This is a genomic window from uncultured Granulicatella sp., assembly GCF_963515095.1.
Taxonomy (GTDB): domain Bacteria; phylum Bacillota; class Bacilli; order Lactobacillales; family Aerococcaceae; genus Granulicatella.
In genome coordinates, this window is the sequence record NZ_CAUPXD010000001.1 from 123195 (window position 1) to 149121 (window position 25927).

Below are 25927 nucleotides of genomic sequence, written 5' to 3' on the forward strand. Positions count from 1 at the left end.
AGTTTTGAAAAAAATTTTATCATCTTTTTTTGATGCGACTTTTCTAAGATTTATATTAGTAGGAGTCGTCAATACACTGGTTGGAACAGCGATTATGTTCTTTTGCTTCAATGTATTAGAGTGGAATTATTGGATTTCAAGTGCGTTGAATTATATAGTGGGCAGCATCGTGAGTTATTTGTTGAATAAGCGATATACTTTCCAGCAAAAAGGCCATGATTGGAATACATTGTGGAAATTTATCGTGAACATTACCATTTGTTACGTTCTTGCTTATGGATTAGCAAAGCCATTTGTGACATGGTTATTATCAGGATTCTCTACAAATGTACAAGGAAATATTGCGCTAGTAGTAGGGATGGTTTTATTTGTTGCATTTAATTATATCGGACAAAGATTTTGGGCTTTTTCACTTAAAGAAGATAGACAATAATGCTTTGTTCTCAAAAAGAGTTAGTGGTTTAATTCTAGTAATCGTTATGGTAAAATAACACTATCTATAGATTTAAGGGGGATACTGCCAAATGGCGGAAGATAAGAAAACTTTTTATTTAACAACACCAATTTATTACCCAAGTGGACAATTACATATCGGACATGCATATACAACTGTAGCAAGTGATGCAATGATTCGTTATAAAAAATTACAAGGTTATGATACTTATTTCTTAACAGGAACAGATGAACATGGACAAAAAATTCAACAAAAAGCTCAAGAAGCAGGTGTGAGCGAGATTGAATTTGTTGATAATATTATTTTTGGTATTCAAGATTTATGGAAAAAATTAGATGTTTCTTATGATGATTTTATTCGTACAACTCAACCTCGTCATAAAAAATCTGTACAGAAAATTTTCCAAAAATTAATGGATAATGGCGATATTTATTTAGGTGAATACGAAGGTTGGTATTCTGTGAGTGATGAAGAATACTTTACAGAATCTCAATTAGTCGAAGTTTATCGTGATGCAGATGGTAAAATGATTGGGGGAGTGGCTCCAAGTGGTCATGAAGTCCAATTAGTGAAGGAAGAATCTTATTTCTTCAGAATGAGCAAATATGCAGATCGCCTATTACAATACTATGAAGAACATCCAGAATTTATTCAACCAGAATCTCGTAAAAATGAAATGATTAATAACTTCATTAAACCTGGTTTGGAAGATTTAGCGGTTTCTCGTACATCATTTGACTGGGGAATTCCAGTACCAAATGATCCAAAACATGTCATTTATGTATGGATTGATGCTTTATCAAACTATATTACAGCTTTAGGCTATGGAAGTGATGATGAGACATTATTCAATCGTTATTGGCCAGCAGATGTGCACTTTATTGGGAAGGAAATCGTTCGTTTCCATACGATTTATTGGCCAATTATGTTAATGGCATTAGACTTACCATTACCGAAGAAAATTTTTGCACATGGTTGGTTATTAATGAAAGACGGTAAAATGTCTAAATCTAAAGGAAATGTCGTTGACCCTAACACATTAATTGAACGTTATGGCTTAGATGCTTTACGTTACTATTTATTACGTGAAGTACCATTTGGTTCAGACGGTATTTTCACACCAGAATCATTTGTAGAACGTATTAACTATGACTTAGCAAATGACTTAGGAAACTTATTAAATCGTACAGTAGCGATGATTAATAAATATTTTGACGGAACAATTCCAACTTATTCTGCTCCAGTTTCAAGCTTCGATCATGAATTAGTAGAAGCTTCAAAAGTGATGATTGAAGAAGTAGAAGCAGCGATGGAAGAAATGCAGTTCTCAGTTGCATTATCAGCGATTTGGAAATTTGTTTCTCGTACAAATAAATATATTGATGAAACAACTCCATGGGCAGCTGTAAAAGATGAAGCTCGTCAAGAAGAATTAGCTCGTACAATGAGTTATTTAGCAGAAAGCTTACGTATTATTGCGGTAGCTTTACAACCATTCTTAACACAAACGCCAGGAGAAATTTTAGCACAATTAGGAATTCAAGACGAAGCTTTACGTGACTATCCTTCTCTTCATACATTCGGAGTGATTCCAGCAGGTACAACAGTTGTTGAAAAAGGACAACCAATTTTCCCACGTTTAGATATGGAAGAAGAAGTTGCTTATATTCAAGGTAAAATGGGTGGAACGGTGAAAGAAGAAGTAGCGACAGAGTGGAACCCAGAAGAAGTGGAATTAACAACTGAAAAAGAAGCCATCAAATATGATGACTTTGATAAGTTAGAATTAAAAGTCGCAGAAGTCATTGACTGTAAACCAGTGGAAGGTGCAGATAAATTATTACAATTCCGATTAGATGCAGGAGATGCTGGCGGACACCGTCAAATTTTATCTGGTATCGCTCAATGGTATCCAAATCCAGAAGAGTTTATCGGTAAAAAAGTAGTGATTGTCGCAAACTTAAAACCACGTAAGATGAGAGGACAAATTAGTCAAGGAATGATCTTATCGGCAGAAAAAGATGGAGTATTACAAGTAGTTTTAGCTCCTCAAGAAATGCCAAATGGTTCATTTGTTTCATAATCAATAAAGAACACAGTTATTGTAGGGAGAGTACGTTGCTTTACAACGTGCTCTTTCGTATATATGAGAAAGAAAAGGAGAATGTAAGATGAAAAAAGGCTTTTTAACAGGTTTACTATTGTTTGGTTTCTTTTTTGGAGCAGGGAATTTAATCTTTCCGCCTTCATTAGGATTATTTTCTGGTGAGTATTTCGGACCAGCGATTGCAGGATTTATTTTATCCGGTGTCGGTATTCCAATTATTACATTAATTGTAGGCGCAACGAGTAACGGAAGTTTTAAACATGAATTAGAAACTAAAGTTCATTCAGTGTTTGCGGTAGCATTTTTAGCAATCTTATATTTATCGATTGGACCATTCTTTGCAATTCCAAGAACAGCAACTGTTTCGTATTCGATTAGTATTCAACCATTTGAGTCAGCTTTAGCCTCAATGGGAATTTCAGGCACTGTTTCATTATTTATTTATACAGTGTTATATTTTGCTGCAGCGTATTGGATTGCGATTCATCGCTCAACGATTTTAAATAGTATCGGGAAAATTTTAACACCATTATTTGCAGGATTAATTTTAGTTTTAGTATTATTAGGAGCAATTAAATATGCAGGAGTAGCACCAATGGAAGCAGCAACCGCTTATCAAAATGGTGGATCATTTGGGAATGGATTTATTGAAGGATACAATACATTAGATGCCCTAGCTTCTGTTGCTTTCTGCGTAGTAGCAGTGAATACATTGAAAAAATTCCATTTTTCTTCAAAAGAAGAATTTACAAAAACGATTATCGGTGTAGGTTTAGTGACTGCTGTAGGATTTAGTGTGTTATATTTAGGATTAGCAAATTTAGGAAATCATTTTACAGTGCCAGCAGATGTATTAGCAGATAAAGCAGTGAATAAAGGATCTTATATTTTGGCAGCTGCTTCAAAAGATATTTTCGGAGTATTTGGGCAAGTATTTTTAGGAGCAATGGTTATTTTAACGTGCTTTACAACAACAGTTGGATTAATTGTTTCAACTGGAGAGTTTTTTGAAGAGTTATTCCCTAAATATTCTTATAAAGTATACGCAACAGTTTTCTCATTAATTGGGTTTGGAATTTCTAATTTAGGATTAAATACAGTAATTAAGTTTTCATTGCCAGTATTATTAATTTTATATCCAATTACGATTATTATGGTTATATTAATTCTTTTAAATAGATTCATTTCACTTTCTAAAGTTGGAATGCAGTTAACAGTAGGGTTAACAGTTCTTGTTTCAGCGTTGAAAGTTTTAGGAGATACTTTAAACCTTTCAGTATTATCAGATGTGGTGAATCAATTGCCGTTTTCAACATTATCATTGGAATGGGTAGTTCCAGCATTTGTTGGAATAGGGATTGCGTTCATTTTAAGGGATAAACAAAAAGGTGAAGCATTTGATTTTGAAAAAATCTTAGCAGAGTAAGAAGGTAGGCGGATATGTTTTTATATGGAATTACGATAATCGTATTGATAGCTCTACTTTTTTCTATGTGGAAAGATAATCGTAGTTTATGGAATCCGGCTTTGTTAGTCATTGAAGTATTGTTTTTATATCTATCTATTGTGAATCTCTTTTTCAGTTTTGGGTATGAAAATGCTCATTTGGTGATGATAGTAGGAATTTTACTCATTCCCGTTCTGATTCTTTTGAGTGGTTTATTTTTAATCGTTAATGGCTTTATTTTGTTAAAAAAAGAAGGTTTTTCTAAAGCGAATGTTCTTTCTCCTATTATGGGGATTGTGATTTTATTATTCTTTGTTTTTATGTGGATTCGAGTTGGGCTAGTTACAAATAATTTTTTCATTTATAATCCGTGGATTAATATACTATTTATGTTTATCATTTATTCTTATATTATTTTTGGATTTGCATTTGTAGGATTTATGATTTACTCCTGTGTCTATTTATGGGTGCCGAAGAAACAGCATTATGATTTTATTATTATTCATGGTGCCGGATTGTTAGATGGAAAAAGAGTTACGCCTCTTCTAAAAAAGAGAATTGATAAGGCTGTACAAGCATTTTATCAATCAAAAAATCCTCATATTCGACTTATTGCCAGTGGTGGACAAGGTAGTGATGAAAAAATATCTGAAGCACAAGCGATTTATAACTATTTAGTGGAATATACAGATGTGCCAAAAGAAGCTATTATATTAGAAGAAAAATCTACGACTACTTATGAAAATTTACTGTTCTCTAAAGAACTAGGAGAGCAATTGATTGAAAATCCTCGATTTTTATTTGTAACAAATGACTATCATGTATTTCGCACAAGCACTTATGCTCGTCAAATTGGAATGCAAGGTGATGGTTTAGGTTGCTCCACTGCAAGTTATTATATTCCATCCGCTTTTATTCGTGAATATGTAGCAATGTGTGTGAAAATGAAAAAACTCTTTATAGGGTTTGAATTGCTGTATGTTCTATTGGTTATATTATCCTATAGAGGCATATTGTGGTAAAAAATTAAATAGATAATAGAGAAGGCATACCGATTTCGGTATGCTTTTTTGTCGTGACGATTTGCATGAGAAGTCGTGACGAAAGTCATGGTAGGTAGTGACTCTAGGCACTACTGAGAAAAACAGAATTTTTCTATAATGAATTCATCAGTAAGAGAGATAAGAAATGAGGAATATTAAATGACAAATGAATATAAATTACAAGTAGAAGAGAACTTGATCAGTCAGAAACAAGAGTTAAAGGAGAACATCAAACAAATCTTTAAACAACTGTTAGTATATCTAGGGATTTTTATGGGAATTGTTGTTGGATTTTCAGTTATAGCGGAAGTATTAAGGCTCCTGCCATTAGATTTTGTAACGGAAGAGCTGGTTCAAAATATTACAGATGCAGGCAATATTTTTGGCTCAGCAATCGCCATTTTAGTATTTTATAAAAAGCAAAAGATTGCCTTTCTACCAACTGTTAAAACGCATCGTCAAACATTGAGCCTTAAACAAGTGGCTATCATTATTATTTTATTATTAGGATGCCAATTTGTATTTAATCAAGTAGCGAATATTTTTGAAGTAGCTTTGAATGTGATTGGTTTCAGTGCTAAAAAAGAAGTTGAATTAGCAACTGTTGGACATCATTCAATGATGTATTTTCTATATGCAGCATTTATGGGGCCGCTAGTTGAAGAGTTAGTCATGCGTGGTGGAATTGCTTATCGATTACAAAAATATGGTAAAGTATTTAGTATTATTTTTTCAGCAATTGTATTTGGATTTTTCCATATGAATTTTGTTCAAGGGGTGTTCGCTTTCTTAGTAGGAATTATGTTAGCGTATATCGCAATTGAATATAGTTTTGGATGGGCGGTTTTCTTCCATATTTTAAATAACTTTGGGTTCAATTTGATTTTAGGAACTTTCATGACAAGTATGGTTGGAGAAGCACAAGCAGAAACGATTAGTTTAACGATTATGTCTATTGCAGCAGCTGCTTCTGTAATTTTATTAGGAATGTATCGTAAGCAAATCACTCAATATGTACAAGAAAATCGTACGGCAAAAGGAACGTACAAAGTTGCATTCTCGAGTGTTTTAGGTGGAGTGTTCTTTATCCTGTGTATCATTGTAGCTTTATTAGGATTACAGCCATTATAAGATGCTAAAAGTCATGAAGAATCGTGACGAAAGTCATGGTAGGTAGTGACTCAAGACACTACTGCAATAAAGAGAAATTTTTTATAATGAATTCATCAGTTAGGAAATAAGTAAAGAGGGGATAAAAATGATTATCGTAAAAAATGTAACAAAAAAATTTGGACAAAAAGTAGCTTTAGAAGAAATTTCTTTTGAAGTGAATAAAGGAGAAATTTTCGGATTCTTAGGACCATCTGGTTCAGGGAAAACAACAATGATTAAAATTTTAACGGGGCAATTAAATGCCGATAGTGGACAAACAGAATTGTTAGGAAAAGTGTCTGAGAAGTTAACTCCAGCAGATTTAGAACAAATCGGATTAGTGAGTGACACGAGTGGATTTTATGAAAAACTAAGCCTGTATAAAAATTTACAAGCTTATGCAAAAATATATGGAAAACCAAATTCACGTGTAGACGAAGTGTTAAAACAAGTCGATTTATACGATAGTAAAAACTTAGCAGCAGAGAAATTATCGACAGGAATGAAACAAAGAATGTTTCTCGCAAGAGCTTTAATCAATAAGCCACAAGTATTATTTTTAGATGAGCCAACAAGCGGATTAGATCCAACCACTTCTAAGAAAATCCATGAGTTATTATTAGACTTGAAAGAAGCAGGAACAACGATATTCTTAACCACACATGATATGAACGAAGCAACATTATTATGTGACAGTCTAAGTTTATTGAATCGAGGACATTTAATTGAATACGGCACACCTGCTTCGATTATTCAAAAATATAATCACGAGAAAAAAGTTCAATTAACATTCGTGGATGAAACACATACACAAATTACTTTTGAAGAATTAGGACAAACAGATTTAGCACAAGTTGTTGCGATTCACTCATGTGAACCAACTTTAGAAGAAATATTTATTCAATTGACAGGAGAGAAATTAAATGATTAAACGATTAACTGCCTTAGTTTGGCTACGCACACAAGTATTATTAAGTAACACCACTTTATTAGCAACTATTCTATTACCGTATGGATTGTTAGTGTTATACAACCAATTTATGAATGCAGATGGGCTACATTCTTCGTATATGGTATTCATGTGTTTATCATTAGCATTCTCAGTTTCTCTAGGAAGTTTAACTTCTTTAACCATTGCAGAAGATAAAGAAAAGAAAAACTTGAAATCTTTATTACTCAGTGGTGTTAGAAATGGAGAATATTTATTATCTGCACTATTTTATCCAGTCGTTGTTGGACTTGTAACAATTGTAAGTTTTCCAATAATTGTAGATGCTGACTTTGGAAAACATTCGGGAGAATATTTTGTAGTAGCGATTGTTGTGGGACTATGTATTGTTTTATTAAACTTATTAATTGCTTCACTTTCTAATACTCAATCTCAAGCGCAAGTGAATGGTTTAGTTCCTATGATGGCAATTTCATTCTTACCGTTGTTCTCTGGATTAAATGAGACTGCTTCTAAAATTGCTCATTATACATTTATGGGAGTTTATGTAGACTTCTTTACTAAAGAAAGTTTTGAATTAAGCTTTGAAACAATTGGGGTAGCATTAGCTTGGTTAGTAGGGTTGTTCTTAGTAAATTTAATTGTATTAAATCCAACACGAAAAGAAATGTTTTTAGCAAAACTAACAAGAAAAGCTGTATAGAGAGCGAACTAGACTTTTGCACTGTAGTATAAAGGACGGCAGCAGCTTCGCAAGCGAATCTCATGCCTAAATTTTGAGCCTAGGTCTCAAAATTTCCTGTAATAAAAACCACATTCCGTGGTTTTTATTACTAATACTACTGTGAAAAGTCTATTCTTGTGAAAGAATCATAATGGGAGTACGTTACGAACTAGACTTTCTTACTGTAGTAAAGGACGGCAGTGGAAAGTCTATTCTTTTTTATTTGAATTTCTCACTTCACTATAAAATTATCCAAAAATAAGCTATAATAAGTCAGACAAATAGTAGTGAGTGAGGATAGAGATGAAAAAAAATGACCGTATAGAAGTACAAATTGATGATTTGACGTACGAAGGAATGGGCGTTGCGAAAGTAGATGGATTTCCTCTTTTTATTGAAAATGCTCTACCAGGGGAAAAAGTAGTAGCGCATGTTTTAAAACTTGGGAAAAAATTTGGCTATGCTAAAGTTGTTGAATGGGTATCTACGAGTCCTGATCGTATTCCATTAGTTGATCCAAATGGAACTCGAGTGGGAACAATGCCTTTACAACATATGAAATATGACGCTCAATTAGAGTTCAAACAAAAACAAGTGAAACATGTCATGAATACAATTGCGAAAATGCCAGAGTTAGAAGTTCGTCCAACGATTGGAATGGAACATCCATTTGGATATCGTAATAAAGCGCAAATTCCTGTAAGAATGGTAGATGGCTTATTAACGACAGGATTTTTCAAGAAAAACTCACACGACTTAGTTCCAATCGAAGATTTTCATATTCAAGATCCAGAAATTGATCGTATCATTTTAGTAGTCAGAGATATTTTGCGGAAATATGAGATTGAAGCTTATGATGAAGAGAAACATACCGGCGATTTACGTCATATAATTGTACGTAGAGGATTGCGTACTTCTCAAGTGATGATTATTTTAGTAACTCGTACAGAGAAATTCATTCAAAAAGAGGCAGTTGTAGAGCAAATCACTCAGCAATTACCAGAAGTAGTGTCGATTGTCCAAAATATTCAACCGCGTCAATCAAATGTTATTATGGGTTCTCAAAAGAAAGTATTATTTGGAGAAGATGCTTTCCAAGAAGCATTAATGGAATTTACTTTTACGATTAGTTCACGTTCATTTTTCCAAGTTAATACAATTCAAACGGAAGTGTTGTATCATGAAGCAATTCAAGCAGCTGGATTAACTGGAGATGAAACAGTAGTCGATGCTTACTGTGGAATCGGAACAATGAGTTTAGCTTTTGCCAAACGTGCTAAAAAAGTTTATGCCATGGAAATTGTACCGGATGCCATTCAAATGGCGAAAGAAAATGCACGAATCAATCAGATTGACAATGTAACATTCGAAGTGGGAGCGGCTGAAAAAGTTATGCCAACTTGGGTAGACTCAGGATTACAACCAGATGTGATTGTAGTCGATCCGCCAAGAAAAGGATTAGATGGAGCCTTTATCGATGCAGCAGTTAAAACAAAAGCTAGAAAAATTGTGTACGTTAGCTGTAATCCTGCAACATTAGCACGAGATTTAGCATTATTTCAAGAAAAAGGTTATAAGGCGCTTTATGCTCAACCAGTGGATATGTTCCCAATGACGACAGCAATTGAAACAGTAGCTGTATTAGAACGAATGAATTAAGGAGGAAATATGAGAGGATTTTATTTTGTTGTAGCATGGATTTCATTAGCATTAGGGATAATTGGAATTGTTCTTCCAGTTTTACCAACGACACCATTTTTATTATTAACGGTATTCTGTTTTTCAAAAAGCTCCAAAAGATTTGAAGAATGGTTTGCAAATACAAAATTATACCGAATTTATGTATCGGATTATTTAGAAACAAAATCCATTGCACGATCTCGTAAAAAGAAAATTATTATTTATATTTACATTTTAATGGGGATTTCTATTTATTTTGCCCCAATTATTTATGTGAAGATCGGTCTAGGTTTATTAACGGTATTTATTACGTATTATCTATTTAAAGTTATTCCGGATAAATAAGCACATAAAAAACGCATCTCGTTTTATGAATGAGATGCGTTTTTTAATGATTGAATAATAGGTTGATGTTTATAGGAGTAATATAATTGAATCGTCATAGGAACCCAAATGAGTGGTTCACAGAAAATAACTCCAATATATCCAGTAGATGGAATAATAAAGATGACAAATAAAATTTTCCCAAATAATTCAATGAAACTTGAAATTAATGGCGTAATTTTTTGTCCTAATCCTTGTAAACTATTTCGAAGGACTAGTAAAACGGCTAATACTGGATAAAATGATGAACTAATACGATTATAAAGAGATGCATTCGAGATTAGTTCAGGATCAGTCGAGCCAGAAATTAATTCGTTTAAGGTTGGACTGGCAAAAAATAATGTAATGGCAATAAATATCGTCCAAGCAATAGCGACTATACTTCCTAAATAAATCCCACGCTGAATTCTATGAGGACGATTCGCTCCTAAATTTTGAGAAGTAAAGGTCGTTAAGGAGGATGCAATCGCTGAAACAGGTAGCATAGAAAACGACATAATTCTTCTAGCAGAAGTTTGAGCACTAATAATCGTTGACCCTAGTGCATTAATCGAAGTTTGTAATGTTACTGTTCCGATAGAAACAATCGAAGTCATTAGCCCCATTGCTAGACCCTGTCCTAATAAATCAAGATACAATTCTTTATCCCATGTAAAATGTTTTCGCTTCGGCAATAAGAAATTGGCTCTTTTTCGAATATAAAAATAACACAGAATAGCAGATAGTCCCTGAGAAATAATGGTAGCTAAACCTGCTGATTGCACACCTAAGTGTAATTGAGTAATAAAGAATAAATCTAAAATAATATTTACAATAGCAGAAAATATTAAAAAATATAATGCAGCTTGACTATCTCCAACTGCACGAAGTAATCCAGCACAGAGATTATAAGCAAATGTCACTCCTACACATAGGACAATCATATGAATATACTGATAAGATAAATCAATAATTTCAGCGGGAGTTCCTAAAAATTCTAATAAAGGATACATTCCAAAATGTCCAATAGTGGAAACAATCATACTTAAGCCAAGACCAATCATAATCGTTGACGCTACAGCGTGTTTTAATTGATCCATATCCTTAGCGCCGAAACATCGAGCGATAATGACGCCCATCCCATTTCCTACTCCAAGAGCAAACCCAATGACAAGTTCAAATATAGCCGCAGTGGCTCCAACCCCAGCAAGAGCGTTAGGACCAAGATAACGACCAACAATCATAATATCTGCTGTATTGTACAATTGTTGAAAAATATTTGAAATTAAGATGGGAATTGCAAAGGCAATAATAGAACGTAAAATAGGACCATCTAATAAATTTACAGACGTTTTTTTAAACATAATAAAGCAGCACAAAATAGAAAATTAGTTTTCTATTTGTTTAGCATCTTCCTCCTTTTTTGAAATAAAATCTTCAATTGTTTGTTTTAATTGATTATTTAATGTAATGAGCTCTTTTGCTTTTTCAAAATCAAAGCCTTCGACATTCGTGAAACAAGTTTTTAAATGTTCTTCTACTTGTTCATGTGTTCTCTTCCCGTTAGCACTTAGACGAATAATCAGTTGACGTTTATCTTTAGCAGGATTTCTGCGAATAATAAGCTTTTTCTCTTCTAATCGTTTTAATAGAGGAGTAAGTGTATTACTTTCAAGCCCGACTCTTTGACCAATTTCGCTTAAAGAAAGTTTTTCCTCTTCCCACAAAGTTTCTAAAACAATATATTGTGTGTATGTTAATTGAAAAGGTGCTAAAGCTTGTTGATAAAATTTATTCACGAGTTTTTGTGTGGAATAAATAGAATAGCATAGTTTGTCAGATAGTGGGTTATTAGTTTCCATAGTACTCTCCAATCGTATTTGAATTGGTACTATTTTATCAAAAAAAAGTACTATTTGACAATGGATAATTATAAAAAAGAAGAAAGCAAGCTTTGGATAGCTTACTTTCTTCTTATTATAATCGAATAATAGAATGTTCTACAAATGTACGATAACACATTATTTGTTTATCATTATAAGAGTCAATGACTTTTAATAACATTTCAAAGGCACTTCTACCAAGTTCTAATGTATGAATGTTTACATAGGCAGTCATGGGAAGTAGAGGCGGATTTGAATCGAATGTAATAACAGGAAGAGAAATTTTCTGTTCATTTAAATATCTGAGTGCTCCTTCAGTTATTAAGGCATCGGTTGTTACGACACCATCAATCGATTCTCGTTCAATGATTGATTTCATTGTTTGATATCCACGTTCTCTTGTAAATTCCCCAACATGTGAGATTAACCCTTCTTTAAAAGGAATATGATACTGTTCTAAAGCTCGTTGATAACCAATTAAACGATCTTGGGAAACGAATAATTGATGACGACCACTAACGAATGCGATAGAAGAGCAACCTTCTTGAATCATATATTCAGTAGCATCAAATCCAGCTTTTTCATTATTATTATCCACAAATGAAATAAATGGAGATAAAGATTTTCCAATAACAACACTAGGAAATTCTTGTTCGATTGCTAATTCCACTAATGGATCGTCCGTTTCCCCATAAAGAAAGATAATCCCATCAACTCGTCTCCCTAAAATAGTGTCTTTTAAAATACGTAAACGTTGCTCGTCATCTTTTCCTGTACAGAGCTGGATTAAATAATGATAATCAGCAGCAATTTGAGAAATCCCTCGAATAACTTCAGGGAAGAAAGAGTTCTGATAAAATGCATCCGTATCTTTTGGAAGAACGACTCCAATGACATTTGTCTTGTTACTAGCTAAGCTTCTAGCATTAAAATTGGGATGATAATTAAGAGTTTCCATTGCTTGGCGAACTCTTTTTTTAGTTGCCTGGCTAATACTTGGTTTATCTTGAATCACTCGTGTAACCGTTGAGGGTGATACTTCTGCTAGCCGAGCAACATCCTTAATGGTGACAGCCATTTATGTTCCTCCTTTTTAAAATTTAACAATAAAAAATCTGGGCAGGAAAACATTGTTAACCAGCCCAGAGTAAAAATCATCTTAAGATTTGATAGCTCCGTCAACCATACCTTTCATGATATGTTTTTGAGCAATTAAGAATAGGATGATGACTGGTAACATAATTAATAGAGTTGATGTTAAAATCATATCCCATTGTTTTGTAAATGATCCTGCAAAGTTAGATACTGCGATTGGAAGTGTTTGAATTGCATTTCCTTTACCTAATAATAATAGTGGTAATAAGAAGTCGTTCCAAATCCAAATACCATTTAAGATTAAAATCGTTACATAGATTGGTTTTAAAATTGGTAATACAACATAGAAGAATGTTTGCATTTTATTACATCCATCTAATTCAGCAGCTTCTTCGATTTCAAGTGGAACACCTTTGATGAATCCGTGGAACATGAATACAGATAGAGACATCCCAAACCCAGTATAAGCAAAGATGATACCAGGATAAGTACGTAATAAGCTGAATCCAAATAATGGATTTGTAATTGCGTCACTTAAAATTTTGAACCAAGTTACTAATGGATACATAACAACTTGGAAAGGAATTACCATTGATGCTACAAAGATGAAGAATACTACAGTTGATAATTTAGAACGGTAACGAACTAATCCCCAAGCAGCTAATGCTGAGAATAATGTAATCGTTACTAATGAAATCACTGTAATAATTGTTGAAGCAAAGAATGATGATGGGTATTTAATGGAAGGGTTATTCCAAATTGTTACCGCATTTGTCCATAGTTGACCGAAACTTTCAGGCCATGATAATGGGCTAGCTAGGATTTCAGCAGAACTTTTAGCTGAGTTGATCACTAATAAAAAGATTGGACTTAAGAATAATAGGAATAAAGCAACTCCAAAAATTTCTAAAAGTAATAAGCCAAGTTTTTGGTTTTTCATTATAAGTCAATCTCCTTCCGTTTAGTGATTGTTGTTTGAACAATACTAATCACTACTAAAATGAAGAATAGAATAACTGCACGAGCTTGACCTTGTGCCATTAAGTTATCTCCAGAAGCAGTGTTATAAATGTTCATTGTAATAAACTCTGTACTTTGGATAGCTTTATCATGCCATAATAGAGATGGTCCACCACCAGTAAGTGAGAAGTTTACGTCGAAAATTTTAAATGAGTTAGTAATTGTTAAGAATAGTGATACCGTAAATGCAGGCATTACCATTGGGATAATAATATGTCTTAATCTTTGTAAAGCATTTGCGCCATCAAGAGAAGCAGATTCTACTAAACTTGAAGGTACATTTTGTAATGCTGCAAAGTAAATCATCATAATATAACCTGCATATTGCCAAGTGTTGGTAATGATTAAAGCTAATACAGCTAATTTAACATCACCTAAAAATAGGTTTTCAACTAAGAATTGACTACCAATAGCTGAACCTAAAGCAGGGAATACAGAGTTATAAATGAATTGCCAGATATACCCTAATACAAGTCCCCCGATAAGGTTAGGAATAAAGAATCCTGCACGGAAAATATTACTTAATTTAATTTTACTAGATACTAGTAAAGCTAAACCAAATGACACGAAGTTTACAACTACTACGTTAAATAATGCGAAAATAACAGTAATCATTAATGAATATTGGAAACGAGTATCAGCAAAACTGTCTGTAAAGTTTTTTAATCCAACAAAATTAATTTTAGTTTGAGTAACACTCTTCCAGTCTGTTAGAGAATAGTAGAAACCTAAGAAGAAAGGTACAATAATTACGAGTGCGAAAATGATAAATGCCGGTAGCACAAGCCAGTAAAACGTACGTCTTGCGCGATCGTCACGACTAAGAGCTTTTTTATTCTTAGACATGTTAGGGTTCCTCCTTTTATGTATCGATGAGGTATTAATAACAGCAAACCCACAACGACCGTTGTAAGTAGTTGTGGGCCTGTGTTACATACTTAATTGTTATTTTTGAAGTAAGCTTGGTACTTCTTTGATTTGATTTGTGATCAATTCTTGGAATTTAGCTTTGTCGATTGAACCTTGAGCGTATTGTCCGAAGATTGGTCCTAATTTACCCATTAAGAAGTTGTCAGGCATGAAGTATGGGTTATCAAATGAATAAACTGGTTTTTTAGCAGCAACCCATTCAGCTAAGAATTTAGATAATGGAGCGCTAGGCATTTCTTTAGAAGTAGAGAATGCTGAAATCATGTTAGCTTTGTTTACTGTGTAATCTTGACCTTCTTTAGTATCAACTAAGTCAGAGAAGAATTTGTTGATTGAATCTAAAGCTTTAGTGTCTTTGTTAACTACATAGTAAGATGGAGCACCGATGAATAATCCATCAGCATTTTTGTCTTTACCTAAAGTTTGATAAGGGATGAATCCCATTTCGAATTTAGCATTTAATTGTTTTAAGTTAGGATCTTTCCAGTTACCTTGGTGTAAGAATGCTGCTTTACCACTAGCAAATGCAGAGTCCATATCTTCTTGTGTACCAACTGTTAATAATTTTTTCTCAGTATGGTTGAATAATAATTCAACCCAGTCAGCATAGTTAGATAAACGAGCTTTATCAGTTTCACCTTTAATTACTTGTTGAGTAATTGTACGGTCACCATTTGGTAAACCTGAACTTAAGTAAGCAGCGAAGTCGTGGATACCCATGATCCAAGTTTCACCTTCTTTAGTAGCTGTTGCTACTACTGTAGATAAACCTAATTCATTTTTTTTGCTTTCTAATGTATCCATTGCTTTTTGAACTGCATCAAATGAAGTTAATGAAGCAGGGTCGATACCAGCTTTAGATAATACTTCTTTGTTGTAAGCTAAACCGTAACCTTCAACAGCAACTGGGAATCCGTAAACATCGTTTCCTTGTTTGAATTCGAATTCTGTTTTATCAATCCAGTCACCTTTAAGTGGTTGTAAGTTATCTTTCCATAAGTCGTATCCAGCTTGTCCTTCGATTACGAATACGTCTGGAGCAGTTCCAGCTGTAAATTCAGTTTTTAATTGATCTGCAATTTTACATGAACCAGAACATGTTTTAATGTTTACTGTAACTCCGTTTTTGTCGCCCCATTCTTTAGCGTATGCTGTTAAAGCGTCTTGAATTTCACTCTTGTTACTATATAAAGTGAATTCTTTCTTGCTTTCAGAAGAGCCTCCTTTTGTAGAGTCAGTTGATTTGCTGCCGCAAGCTGCTAATGCTAAACCAGCTAAACCAACAACGAATGATTTTTTAATCCAAGTGTTTGCCATTATTTTTTCCTCCCTTGAGATATATTCAGTTAACGCAAACGATTTCTTAACTGGCTTTAGTATACCTCTTTTAGAAATCGTTTGCAACACTTTTTTTCTAAAAAAATAAAAAAATTTTAGCGGTTACATTTTTTAAACAAGAAATTACTTCAAAAAATTTTAATAATATATAGAAGAGTTTTTTCTTTTAACGACAAATGTTTTAAGGCTTTTATAAAAAAATAAATTTCTACTTGCATTTTTATTTTTTTTCTACTAGTATTAAGGCAAACGATTGCGTAATTGAAAAACTACGTATCTAAAATTGATAAAGAAAAGAGGAGTAATACTTATGACAGAAAGACAATCTGGTGTGTTAATGCATATTTCTTCCTTACCAGGAAAATATGGAATTGGTTCATTTGGAAAATCTGCGTATGATTTTGTAGATTTTCTTGTACGTAGTAAACAAACTTATTGGCAAATTTTGCCTCTAGGACCAACAAGTTATGGTGATTCGCCATATCAATCATTTTCAGCGTTTGCTGGGAATACACATTTTTTAGATTTTGATCAATTTGTTCAAGAAGGTCTATTAACGACTGAAGAATTAGCGGGTAATTGGGGAGAAGATGCAACGACTGTAGATTATGCGTTAATTTATGAAAGAAGAAGACCTATTTTAGAAAAAGTAGTTCAACGTTTCTTAGAAAGAGGAGATTTATCAGATTACCATCGTTTTGTGGAAGAAAAAGCAGAGTGGTTAGAACCATTTGCAGAATATATGGCGATTAAAGAAAGTTTCGATATGAAGAGTTGGACTAATTGGACGGATGAAGAAATTAAACGTCGTCATCCAGAAGCTTTAGCAAACTACCGTGAAAAATTAGCAGACAAATTAGAATATCATCGTGTCACTCAATATTTATTTGATAAACAATGGAAAGCATTGAAACACTATGCGAATGAACGCCATATTCAAATTATTGGAGATATGCCAATTTATGTTGCAGAAGACAGCGTTGAAATGTGGGCAACACCTCACTACTTCAAAACAGATGAAGTGGGCAATGCGGCTTGTGTAGCAGGATGTCCGCCAGATGGCTTCTCACCATTAGGACAATTATGGGGAAATCCAATTTATAATTGGAGAGCGATGAAATTAGATGGCTTTACTTGGTGGATCAAACGATTGAGAGCAAGCTTTGAATTATTTGATGTTGTCAGAATTGACCATTTCCGTGGTTTTGCTGCTTATTGGGAAATTCCAGCTGGTGCAACAGATGCTACTGGTGGTCAATGGGTAAAAGGTCCAGGTTATGATTTATTTGAAGCTGTGAAAAATGAACTTGGAGATTTACCAATTATTGCGGAAGACTTAGGATTTATGGATGATGCTGTTATCGAATTACGTGAAGCTACAGGATTCCCTGGAATGAAAATTGTTGAGTTTGGTTTTATGGGTGCAAGTCCAAGTAGCACAGATTTACCACATTATTATCCAGTAAATTCTGTTTCTTATACTGGAACTCATGACAATGATACGGTATTAGGTTGGTATAACTCTGCGTCAGAGGAAGAACGTAATTTCTGTAATCGTTATTTAAATCGCACAGATGAACCAATTAGCTATGCAATGCTAAGAAGTTTATATGGTTCTGTAAGTAAAATGACTATTGCCACAATGCAAGACTTATTACAATTAGATACAACAGCTCGTATGAATATTCCAAGCACTCTTGGTGGAAACTGGGTGTGGAGAATGCAAGAGGGAGATATTACATCAGAAGTAGAAAACTTCCTTTTAGAAATTACAAAATTATATGATCGTTCAAACGAACAGTTGTGGTGTTAACAAGTAGAAGGAGATAAAAATGCAAACATTAAAACAATATGTAGAAAGTAATTATCATAAATCATTAGGAGAATGTTCAAAAGAAGAAGTATATGTAGCTTTATTACATTATACAAAAGAAAAAAGTGCAGCATTACCAGTAAATGAAGGAAAGAAAAAAGTATATTACATTTCTGCAGAATTTTTAATTGGTAAATTGCTTTCAAATAATTTAATTAACTTAGGGATTTATGATGAAGTAAAAGAAGAATTAGAAGCTGAAGGTCATACTTTAGCAGAAATCGAAGAAATTGAATTGGAACCATCATTAGGAAACGGCGGATTAGGTCGTTTAGCAGCATGTTTCTTAGATTCTATCGCAACTCTTGGTTTAGCAGGAGATGGAGTTGGATTAAATTATCACTTTGGATTATTTGAACAAAAATTCAAAGATAATCAACAAAATGCAGTGCCAAATAACTGGTTAACTCCAGATAGTTGGTTAGTTCCAACTTCTGTTTCATATGAAGTACCATTTGCGAACTTTACATTAAAATCAAAAATGTTTAATATCGATGTTTTAGGTTATGAACAATCTCATAAAAATCAATTACATTTATTTGATGTAGATACAATTGATGAATCATTAGTTCATGACGATTCAATCGTATTTGATAAAACAAGAATTGCTGAAAACTTAACATTATTCTTATATCCAGATGATAGTGATGAGCAAGGTGAATTATTACGTATTTACCAACAATACTTCATGGTAAGTAATGGGGCTCAATTGTTATTAGATGAAGCAGTTGCTAAAGGAAGTAACTTACATGACTTAGCAGAATATGCAACAGTTCAAATTAATGATACTCACCCATCGATGGTAATTCCTGAATTAATTCGTTTATTAGGTGAACGTGGCATTGAGTTTGATGAAGCAGTTGAAATTGTTCGTTCAATGACAGCTTATACAAATCACACAATTTTAGCAGAAGCTTTAGAAAAATGGCCTTTACATTACTTAGAACAAGTTGTACCTCACTTAGTACCAATTATTAAAGAATTAGATGCACGTGTAAGAGCACAATTTGATGATGCAAGTGTAGCCATTATTGACGAATATAACCGTGTTCATATGGCAAACATGGATATCCACTATGGATATAGTGTTAATGGTGTAGCAGCATTGCATACTGAAATTTTAAAACAAAGCGAATTGAAGAATTTCTATGAAATTTATCCAGAGAAATTCAATAACAAAACAAACGGTATTACTTTCCGTCGTTGGTTATTACACGCTAACCCAGAGTTAGCAAAATTATTAGACCGCACAATTGGAAAAGAATACCGTTATGATGCAACTAAATTAGAAGCGTTAAAAGCTCATACACATGATTTAGAATTCCAAGAAACATTGAAAGGTATTAAACGTAACAATAAATTACGTTTGAAACATTTCTTACAAGAACACCAAGGTGTTACTGTTAAAGAAGATTCAATTTTTGACGTTCAAATTAAACGTATGCATGAATATAAACGTCAACAAATGAATGCATTATATGTGATTTACAAATATTTAGATATTAAAAATGGAAACATTCCTGCAAAACCAATCACAATTATCTTTGGAGGAAAAGCTGCTCCTGCTTATGTTATTGCGCAAGATATTATTCATTTAATTTTATGCTTATCTGAATTAATTGCCAATGACCCAGAAGTAAGCCCACATTTACAAGTTGTAATGGTAGAAAACTACAACGTTACTGCAGCAACTCACTTAATTCCTGCAGCGGATATTTCTGAACAAATTTCATTAGCTTCAAAAGAAGCAAGTGGAACAGGAAATATGAAATTCATGTTAAATGGTGCGTTAACATTAGGAACATTAGACGGAGCGAATGTGGAAATCCACGAATTAGTTGGAGATGAAAACATTTATGTCTTTGGTGAAGATAGCGATACTGTTATTAAACATTATGAAAATAGTGATTACCATTCATACTCATACTATGAAAGAGAAGCGATTCGTCCATTAGTAGACTTTATCGTAAGTGATGCTTTAGTATCATTAGGAAATAGAGAACGTCTAGAAAGATTATTCAATGAATTAAGAAATAAAGACTGGTTCATGACTTTATTAGACTTAGAAGACTATATCCAAACTAAAGAACGTATGTTAGTAGATTATCACGATCGTGAAAATTGGATTGCAAAAGTAATTACAAACATTGCAATGGCTGGTTTCTTCTCAAGCGACCGTACGATTGCAGACTACAACCGTGATATTTGGAAATTAAACTAATAGAGCGAAAAAATGAAGGGGTAAGAAATAACGAGAGTTGTTTCTTGCTTCTTTTTTGCGTTACAATAGAATTAGGCAAAAAGGAAAGGATGATTCAATGAAAATTATTATGTCACCCGCAAAAGAAATGGCGACAGATTTACCAGTGCAAAAAGATTGGGTGCTGACACAAGATAGTCAAAAAATTGTTTCTATACTAAAAAGTTATAGTAAGGAAGAATTACAGAAGTTATTGAAAGTGAGTGACACTTTGTTAGAAGAAAATTGGGATAAAATTCAAAAGTTTCAAGAAAGTGTTACTTATCATGCGATGGACTTATATCAAGGGTTAGCATTTCGCAGTTTTAAGCAAGTAGCAAATTGGGCAGAACATCGAGATTATGCAGTGAAACATATTAGAATACTTTCAGCGTTATATGGAGCGATTAGTCCAGAGGAATGTGTGAAGCCATATCGATTAGATTTAACGATGAGTTTAAAAATTGAAGGAGAAACTCTGAAAAGATATTGGAAAGAACGAATCGTAACATCTTTTGAAAAAGAGGAATGCATTGTCAATTTAGCAAGCAGTGAATTTTCTTCGTTATTTAATAAAAAACAATATGATTGGGTAGACGTTGATTTCTTTGAGAAAAAAGAAGGTGTGTTAAAACAGCATTCTACCATTTCAAAGAAAGCTAGAGGGAAAATGGCAGCGTGGATGATGAGTCATGATGTTCAAAATAAATCTGAATTGCAAAAATTTAACGTAGATGGATTTGCATTTGATGCATCCCTTTCGAAAGAAAATCATTATTGTTTCGTAAAAGAAGTTTAAGAATAGAGTATAATCTGCAAATTGAATAATACTTAGATTATATCCAAAAACTATAAAAAGAAATAGCCTATACCCGTTGACGGATATAGATAATTATGGTACTATGTCAAAGGTGCTTTTATACCTGATTCCTGATTAGAAATCATATCAGTCGTGCTGACTGGTAAAAAGGCCACTGAGAGAGACATTTATGTGTCTTTTAATTTTTACAAAAAAATGGACCACCAGGATGTGTGGACCAAGAAGAACCCGATAGGGAAGGAGGAAGAGCTAAATGCCAACAATTAACCAATTAGTCCGTAAACCTCGTAAATCAGCAGTTGAGAAATCAGCTTCTCCAGCGTTAGGTAAAGGATATAACAGCTTTAAAAAATCACAAACGAATACAAACTCTCCACAAAAACGTGGTGTATGTACTCGTGTAGGTACTATGACACCTAAAAAACCTAACTCAGCGTTACGTAAATATGCCCGTGTACGTTTATCAAACTTAATCGAAGTAACTGCGTACATTCCAGGTATCGGTCACAACTTACAAGAACACAGCGTAGTATTAATCCGTGGTGGACGTGTAAAAGACTTACCAGGGGTACGTTACCATATCATCCGTGGTGCATTAGACACTGCTGGAGTTAACAACCGTATGCAAGGTCGTTCTAAATACGGTACAAAACGTCCTAAAAAATAATTTAGGTTAACAAAACAAAAATAATAATTAATAACTCAAAATGATGAAAGGAGGATTATAAATGCCTCGTAAAGGTCCTGTCGCAAAACGTGATGTTTTGCCTGATCCAATTTATAATTCAAAATTAGTTACTCGTTTAATCAACCGTTTAATGGTAGATGGTAAACGTGGTAAAGCAGCAACAATTTTATACAATGCATTTGACATCGTTAAAGAACAAACTGGAAATGATCCAATGGAAGTGTTCGATCAAGCTATGAAGAACATTATGCCAGTATTAGAAGTTAAAGCTCGCCGTGTTGGTGGTTCTAACTATCAAGTACCAGTTGAAGTTCGTTCAGACCGTCGTACTACATTAGGTTTACGTTGGTTAGTAAACTACTCACGCTTACGTGGTGAAGACACTATGGAAGTTCGTTTAGCTCGTGAAATCATGGACGCAGCGAACAACTCAGGTGCTTCTGTTAAAAAACGTGAAGATACTCATAAAATGGCAGAAGCAAACAAAGCGTTTGCTCACTATCGTTGGTAAGATTCAAAAAGCCTTCGGGCTTTTTAATCTATGCATAAATTAACTATTAAATAAAGAGGTGTAGAACGAAGATGGCAAAGAGAGAATTTACTCTTGAAAACACGCGTAATATCGGTATCATGGCTCACATTGACGCAGGTAAAACTACAACAACTGAGCGTGTACTTTATTACACTGGTAAAATCCATAAAATTGGTGAAACTCACGAAGGTGCTTCACAAATGGACTGGATGGAACAAGAACAAGAACGTGGTATCACTATCACATCTGCTGCTACAACAGCACAATGGAAAGGTCACCGTATTAACATCATCGACACACCAGGGCACGTGGACTTCACAGTTGAAGTAGAACGTTCTCTACGTGTATTAGATGGAGCTGTTGCGGTACTTGATGCACAGTCTGGGGTTGAACCTCAAACAGAAACTGTATGGCGTCAAGCTACAACATATGGTGTTCCTCGTATCGTATTTGCTAACAAAATGGACAAAATTGGTGCAGACTTCTTATATTCTGTACGTACAATTCATGAACGTTTACAAGCAAATGCTCACCCAATTCAATTACCAATCGGTGCTGAAGATGAGTTTTCAGGTATCATCGATTTAATTAAAATGAAAGCTGAAATCTATACAAATGACTTAGGTACAGATATCCAAGAAACAGATATCCCTGAAGATTTACAAGATTTAGCAGAAGAATGGCGTGAAAAATTAGTGGAAGCAGTAGCTGAAACTGATGAAGAATTAATGGAACGCTACTTAGAAGGCGATGAAATTTCACAAGAAGAATTAAAAGCAGCTATCCGTAAAGCTACATGTGCTGCTGAATTCTATCCAGTATTATGTGGATCAGCTTTCAAAAACAAAGGGGTACAATTAATGTTAGATGCAGTAGTTGACTACTTACCATCACCATTAGACGTACCAGCTATTAAAGGGATTGACCCTAACACTGATGCAGAAGTAGAACGTCATTCTTCAGATGAAGAACCATTCTCAGCATTAGCATTTAAAGTTATGACTGACCCATTCGTAGGTCGTTTAACATTCTTCCGTGTGTACTCTGGTACTTTACAATCAGGTTCATACGTTAAAAACTCAACTAAAGGTAAACGTGAACGTGTAGGACGTATCTTACAAATGCACGCTAACTCACGTCAAGAAATTCCTGAAGTATTCTCAGGAGATATCGCTGCGGCAGTAGGTCTTAAAGATACAACTACTGGGGACACATTATGTGATGAAAAAGCAGAAGTTATCTTAGAATCTATGGAATTCCCTGATCCAGTTATCGAAGTAGCGATTGAACCAAAATCAAAAGCTGACCAAGATAAAATGGGTATTGCATTACAAAAACTTGCTGAAGAAGACCCAACATTCCGTGCTTACACTAACCAAGAAACTGGTGAAACAGTTATCGCTGGTATGGGTGAGTTACACTTAGATATTATCGTAGACCGTATGCGTCGTGAATTCAAAGTTGAAGCTAACGTAGGTGCTCCTCAAGTATCTTACCGTGAAACATTCCGTGCTTCTACTCAAGCAGAAGGTAAATTCGTTCGTCAATCAGGTGGTAAAGGTCAATACGGTCACGTATGGATTGAATTTGCTCCTAACGAAGAAGGTGCTGGATTCGAATTCGAAAATGCTATCGTCGGTGGGGTAGTTCCTCGTGAATACATCCCAGCTGTAGAAGCAGGATTGAAAGATGCTATGGAAAACGGGGTATTAGCTGGTTATCCATTAGTTGACATCAAAGCTAAATTATATGATGGAAGCTACCATGATGTCGATTCATCAGAAACTGCCTTCAAAGTTGCTGCTTCAATGGCATTGAAAGCTGCTGCTAAGAAAGCACAACCATCTATCTTAGAACCAATGATGGCTGTAGAAATTACAGTTCCAGAAGAATACTTCGGAGATGTAATGGGTCACGTTAACGCTCGTCGTGGACGCGTTGAAGGTTCTGAAGTTCGTGGTAACGCACAAATCGTTAAAGGTATGATTCCTTTATCAGAAATGTTCGGTTACGCAACTACATTACGTTCTGCAACTCAAGGTCGTGGTACATTCTCAATGACATTTGACCACTACGAAGATGTTCCTAAGAGCATTGCAGAAGAAATCATTAAGAAAAATGGCGGAAATGGCGAATAATGAATCGCTAAAAATGCAACTTCATCAAAGAATCTAGGTCGACTGGTTACCTAGTGTAACCAGTTGATTTTTATAGGTATTCTTTGGTATAATTCAAATCGGTAGATACTGTTATAGAATCTAACAAAAATACTCAAACATTTAGGAGGAATTATTTAAAATGGCAAAAGAAAAATTTGACCGTTCAAAACCACACGTTAACATTGGTACAATCGGCCACGTTGACCACGGTAAAACAACTTTAACTGCAGCTATCACAACTGTTTTAGCTAAGAAAGGTTTCGCACAAGCTCAAGATTACGGTTCAATCGATAAAGCTCCAGAAGAACGCGAACGTGGTATCACAATCAATACAGCTCACGTTGAGTACGAAACTGACACTCGTCACTATGCTCACGTTGACTGCCCAGGACACGCGGACTACGTTAAAAACATGATCACTGGTGCTGCTCAAATGGACGGTGCTATCTTAGTAGTATCTGCAGCTGATGGTCCAATGCCTCAAACACGTGAACACATCTTATTATCACGTCAAGTAGGTGTACCTTATATCGTTGTATTCTTAAACAAAGTTGACATGGTTGACGATGAAGAATTATTAGAATTAGTAGAAATGGAAGTTCGTGACTTATTATCAGAATACGATTTCCCAGGAGACGACACTCCAGTTGTTTCTGGTTCTGCTTTACGCGCTTTAGAAGGCGATGCATCTTATGAAGAAAAAATCTTAGAATTAATGGCTGCTGTTGACGAATATATCCCAACTCCAGAACGTGACACTGACAAACCATTCATGATGCCAGTCGAAGACGTATTCTCAATCACTGGTCGTGGTACTGTAGCTACAGGACGTGTTGAACGTGGACAAGTTCGTGTTGGTGACGAAGTAGAAATCGTTGGTATTTCTGAAGAAACTTCTAAAACAACTGTTACAGGTGTTGAAATGTTCCGTAAATTGTTAGACTACGCTGAAGCTGGGGATAACATTGGTACATTATTACGTGGTGTTACACGTGACAACATCGAACGTGGACAAGTTCTTTCTAAACCAGGAACAATCACTCCACATACAAAATTCAAAGCTGAGGTTTACGTATTAACTAAAGAAGAAGGCGGACGTCACACTCCATTCTTCTCTAACTACCGTCCTCAATTCTACTTCCGTACAACAGACATCACTGGTGTTTGTGTGTTACCAGAAGGTACTGAAATGGTAATGCCTGGTGACAACGTAACTATGGAAGTTGAATTAATTCACCCAGTTGCTATCGAAGAAGGTACTAAGTTCTCTATCCGTGAAGGTGGACGTACTGTAGGTGCTGGTATCGTAGCTAACATCGAAAAATAATTTTTATTAAATTGATTTTCAATCCTCCCTTTTGGGAGGATTTTTTTTGTGGCTCTTTGTCAAATAGGGTTGATGAAACAATTTTAGTGAAGGAATTAAGCAGC

22 protein-coding genes are annotated in these 25927 nt (G+C 34.4%); 16 read left to right on the plus strand and 6 right to left on the minus strand.

Annotated elements, in window-relative coordinates:
• Window positions 1–4 precede the first annotated feature (4 nt).
• The 9 genes from RWL86_RS00600 to RWL86_RS00640 all read left to right on the plus strand — a co-directional run bounded on the left by RWL86_RS00600 (window position 5) and on the right by RWL86_RS00640 (window position 9901).
• On the plus strand, window positions 5–433 hold the full coding sequence (locus tag RWL86_RS00600) for a GtrA family protein (protein ID WP_314076677.1): 429 nt from the start codon (window positions 5–7) through the stop codon (window positions 431–433).
• A 91-nt stretch (window positions 434–524) separates the two neighbouring features.
• Window positions 525–2537 carry a methionine--tRNA ligase gene (gene metG / locus RWL86_RS00605; RefSeq protein ID WP_314076678.1) on the plus strand — a complete coding sequence of 671 codons (2013 nt, stop codon included), beginning with the start codon at window positions 525–527 and terminating at the stop codon, window positions 2535–2537.
• An 88-nt stretch (window positions 2538–2625) separates the two neighbouring features.
• Window positions 2626–3987: a branched-chain amino acid transport system II carrier protein gene (gene brnQ, locus RWL86_RS00610; RefSeq protein ID WP_314076679.1), complete on the plus strand. Its 1362-nt coding sequence runs from the start codon at window positions 2626–2628 to the stop codon at window positions 3985–3987.
• A gap of 14 nt (window positions 3988–4001) precedes the next feature.
• On the plus strand, window positions 4002–5030 hold the full coding sequence (locus tag RWL86_RS00615; RefSeq protein WP_314076680.1) for a YdcF family protein: 1029 nt from the start codon (window positions 4002–4004) through the stop codon (window positions 5028–5030).
• A 180-nt stretch (window positions 5031–5210) separates the two neighbouring features.
• On the plus strand, window positions 5211–6182 hold the full coding sequence (locus RWL86_RS00620; protein WP_314076681.1) for a CPBP family intramembrane glutamic endopeptidase: 972 nt from the start codon (window positions 5211–5213) through the stop codon (window positions 6180–6182).
• A gap of 127 nt (window positions 6183–6309) precedes the next feature.
• A complete protein-coding gene (locus RWL86_RS00625) occupies window positions 6310–7134 on the plus strand; it encodes an ABC transporter ATP-binding protein (protein ID WP_314076682.1) in 825 nt (274 codons plus the stop codon).
• Window positions 7127–7855, plus strand: a complete 729-nt coding sequence (locus tag RWL86_RS00630; RefSeq protein ID WP_314076683.1) for an ABC transporter permease — start codon at window positions 7127–7129, stop codon at window positions 7853–7855. The genes RWL86_RS00625 and RWL86_RS00630 overlap by 8 nt, the downstream gene beginning before the upstream one ends.
• A gap of 324 nt (window positions 7856–8179) precedes the next feature.
• A complete protein-coding gene (rlmD, locus tag RWL86_RS00635; RefSeq protein ID WP_314076684.1) occupies window positions 8180–9535 on the plus strand; it encodes a 23S rRNA (uracil(1939)-C(5))-methyltransferase RlmD in 1356 nt (451 codons plus the stop codon).
• 9 nt (window positions 9536–9544) lie between these two features.
• On the plus strand, window positions 9545–9901 hold the full coding sequence (locus RWL86_RS00640) for a YbaN family protein (protein WP_314076685.1): 357 nt from the start codon (window positions 9545–9547) through the stop codon (window positions 9899–9901).
• 23 nt (window positions 9902–9924) lie between these two features.
• On the opposite strand, the gene RWL86_RS00645 is transcribed toward RWL86_RS00640, so the two are convergent.
• The 6 genes from RWL86_RS00645 to RWL86_RS00670 all read right to left on the minus strand — a co-directional run bounded on the left by RWL86_RS00645 (window position 9925) and on the right by RWL86_RS00670 (window position 16164).
• On the minus strand, window positions 9925–11283 hold the full coding sequence (locus RWL86_RS00645; protein ID WP_314076686.1) for an MATE family efflux transporter: 1359 nt from the start codon (window positions 11281–11283) through the stop codon (window positions 9925–9927).
• 24 nt (window positions 11284–11307) lie between these two features.
• Window positions 11308–11781 (minus strand): MarR family transcriptional regulator, encoded by a 474-nt coding sequence (locus RWL86_RS00650; protein WP_314076687.1) that lies wholly within the window; start codon window positions 11779–11781, stop codon window positions 11308–11310.
• A 115-nt stretch (window positions 11782–11896) separates the two neighbouring features.
• Window positions 11897–12880 carry a LacI family DNA-binding transcriptional regulator gene (locus RWL86_RS00655; RefSeq protein ID WP_314076688.1) on the minus strand — a complete coding sequence of 328 codons (984 nt, stop codon included), beginning with the start codon at window positions 12878–12880 and terminating at the stop codon, window positions 11897–11899.
• 81 nt (window positions 12881–12961) lie between these two features.
• Window positions 12962–13837, minus strand: a complete 876-nt coding sequence (locus RWL86_RS00660) for a carbohydrate ABC transporter permease (protein WP_314076689.1) — start codon at window positions 13835–13837, stop codon at window positions 12962–12964.
• Window positions 13837–14763 carry a sugar ABC transporter permease gene (locus tag RWL86_RS00665; protein WP_314076690.1) on the minus strand — a complete coding sequence of 309 codons (927 nt, stop codon included), beginning with the start codon at window positions 14761–14763 and terminating at the stop codon, window positions 13837–13839. Before RWL86_RS00665 ends, RWL86_RS00660 begins: the two co-directional genes overlap by 1 nt.
• A gap of 99 nt (window positions 14764–14862) precedes the next feature.
• Window positions 14863–16164, minus strand: a complete 1302-nt coding sequence (locus tag RWL86_RS00670; protein ID WP_314076691.1) for an ABC transporter substrate-binding protein — start codon at window positions 16162–16164, stop codon at window positions 14863–14865.
• Window positions 16165–16471: 307 nt separating this feature from the next.
• Between RWL86_RS00670 and malQ the strand changes: the two genes are divergently transcribed.
• The 7 genes from malQ to tuf all read left to right on the plus strand — a co-directional run bounded on the left by malQ (window position 16472) and on the right by tuf (window position 25823).
• Window positions 16472–17998 (plus strand): 4-alpha-glucanotransferase, encoded by a 1527-nt coding sequence (malQ, locus tag RWL86_RS00675; protein WP_314076699.1) that lies wholly within the window; start codon window positions 16472–16474, stop codon window positions 17996–17998.
• 19 nt (window positions 17999–18017) lie between these two features.
• Window positions 18018–20279: a glycogen/starch/alpha-glucan phosphorylase gene (locus tag RWL86_RS00680; protein ID WP_314076692.1), complete on the plus strand. Its 2262-nt coding sequence runs from the start codon at window positions 18018–18020 to the stop codon at window positions 20277–20279.
• 97 nt (window positions 20280–20376) lie between these two features.
• Window positions 20377–21096 (plus strand): peroxide stress protein YaaA, encoded by a 720-nt coding sequence (gene yaaA / locus RWL86_RS00685; RefSeq protein ID WP_314076693.1) that lies wholly within the window; start codon window positions 20377–20379, stop codon window positions 21094–21096.
• Between the two features lie 274 nt (window positions 21097–21370).
• Window positions 21371–21784, plus strand: coding sequence for a 30S ribosomal protein S12 (rpsL, locus tag RWL86_RS00690; protein ID WP_005607493.1), 414 nt, complete (start codon window positions 21371–21373; stop codon window positions 21782–21784).
• Between the two features lie 61 nt (window positions 21785–21845).
• Window positions 21846–22316: a 30S ribosomal protein S7 gene (rpsG, locus tag RWL86_RS00695; protein ID WP_006703607.1), complete on the plus strand. Its 471-nt coding sequence runs from the start codon at window positions 21846–21848 to the stop codon at window positions 22314–22316.
• Between the two features lie 71 nt (window positions 22317–22387).
• Complete coding sequence (gene fusA / locus RWL86_RS00700; RefSeq protein ID WP_006703606.1) at window positions 22388–24475, plus strand: elongation factor G; 2088 nt, start codon at window positions 22388–22390, stop codon at window positions 24473–24475.
• A gap of 160 nt (window positions 24476–24635) precedes the next feature.
• Window positions 24636–25823, plus strand: a complete 1188-nt coding sequence (tuf, locus tag RWL86_RS00705) for an elongation factor Tu (RefSeq protein ID WP_314076695.1) — start codon at window positions 24636–24638, stop codon at window positions 25821–25823.
• The last annotated feature ends 104 nt before the right edge of the window (window positions 25824–25927 follow it).

Excerpts from the sequence above, each read along its gene's own strand:
- metG (WP_314076678.1), top strand. The coding sequence starts at position 525 with ATGGCGGAAGATAAGAAAACTTTTTATTTAACAACACCAATTTATTAC.
- brnQ (WP_314076679.1), top strand. The coding sequence starts at position 2,626 with ATGAAAAAAGGCTTTTTAACAGGTTTACTATTGTTTGGTTTCTTTTTT.
- RWL86_RS00615 (WP_314076680.1), top strand. The coding sequence starts at position 4,002 with ATGTTTTTATATGGAATTACGATAATCGTATTGATAGCTCTACTTTTT.
- RWL86_RS00620 (WP_314076681.1), top strand. The coding sequence starts at position 5,211 with ATGACAAATGAATATAAATTACAAGTAGAAGAGAACTTGATCAGTCAG.
- RWL86_RS00625 (WP_314076682.1), top strand. The coding sequence starts at position 6,310 with ATGATTATCGTAAAAAATGTAACAAAAAAATTTGGACAAAAAGTAGCT.
- RWL86_RS00630 (WP_314076683.1), top strand. The coding sequence starts at position 7,127 with ATGATTAAACGATTAACTGCCTTAGTTTGGCTACGCACACAAGTATTA.
- rlmD (WP_314076684.1), top strand. The coding sequence starts at position 8,180 with ATGAAAAAAAATGACCGTATAGAAGTACAAATTGATGATTTGACGTAC.
- RWL86_RS00640 (WP_314076685.1), top strand. The coding sequence starts at position 9,545 with ATGAGAGGATTTTATTTTGTTGTAGCATGGATTTCATTAGCATTAGGG.
- RWL86_RS00645 (WP_314076686.1), bottom strand. The coding sequence starts at position 11,283 with ATGTTTAAAAAAACGTCTGTAAATTTATTAGATGGTCCTATTTTACGT.
- RWL86_RS00650 (WP_314076687.1), bottom strand. The coding sequence starts at position 11,781 with ATGGAAACTAATAACCCACTATCTGACAAACTATGCTATTCTATTTAT.
- RWL86_RS00655 (WP_314076688.1), bottom strand. The coding sequence starts at position 12,880 with ATGGCTGTCACCATTAAGGATGTTGCTCGGCTAGCAGAAGTATCACCC.
- RWL86_RS00660 (WP_314076689.1), bottom strand. The coding sequence starts at position 13,837 with ATGAAAAACCAAAAACTTGGCTTATTACTTTTAGAAATTTTTGGAGTT.
- RWL86_RS00665 (WP_314076690.1), bottom strand. The coding sequence starts at position 14,763 with ATGTCTAAGAATAAAAAAGCTCTTAGTCGTGACGATCGCGCAAGACGT.
- RWL86_RS00670 (WP_314076691.1), bottom strand. The coding sequence starts at position 16,164 with ATGGCAAACACTTGGATTAAAAAATCATTCGTTGTTGGTTTAGCTGGT.
- RWL86_RS00680 (WP_314076692.1), top strand. The coding sequence starts at position 18,018 with ATGCAAACATTAAAACAATATGTAGAAAGTAATTATCATAAATCATTA.
- yaaA (WP_314076693.1), top strand. The coding sequence starts at position 20,377 with ATGAAAATTATTATGTCACCCGCAAAAGAAATGGCGACAGATTTACCA.
- rpsL (WP_005607493.1), top strand. The coding sequence starts at position 21,371 with ATGCCAACAATTAACCAATTAGTCCGTAAACCTCGTAAATCAGCAGTT.
- rpsG (WP_006703607.1), top strand. The coding sequence starts at position 21,846 with ATGCCTCGTAAAGGTCCTGTCGCAAAACGTGATGTTTTGCCTGATCCA.
- fusA (WP_006703606.1), top strand. The coding sequence starts at position 22,388 with ATGGCAAAGAGAGAATTTACTCTTGAAAACACGCGTAATATCGGTATC.
- tuf (WP_314076695.1), top strand. The coding sequence starts at position 24,636 with ATGGCAAAAGAAAAATTTGACCGTTCAAAACCACACGTTAACATTGGT.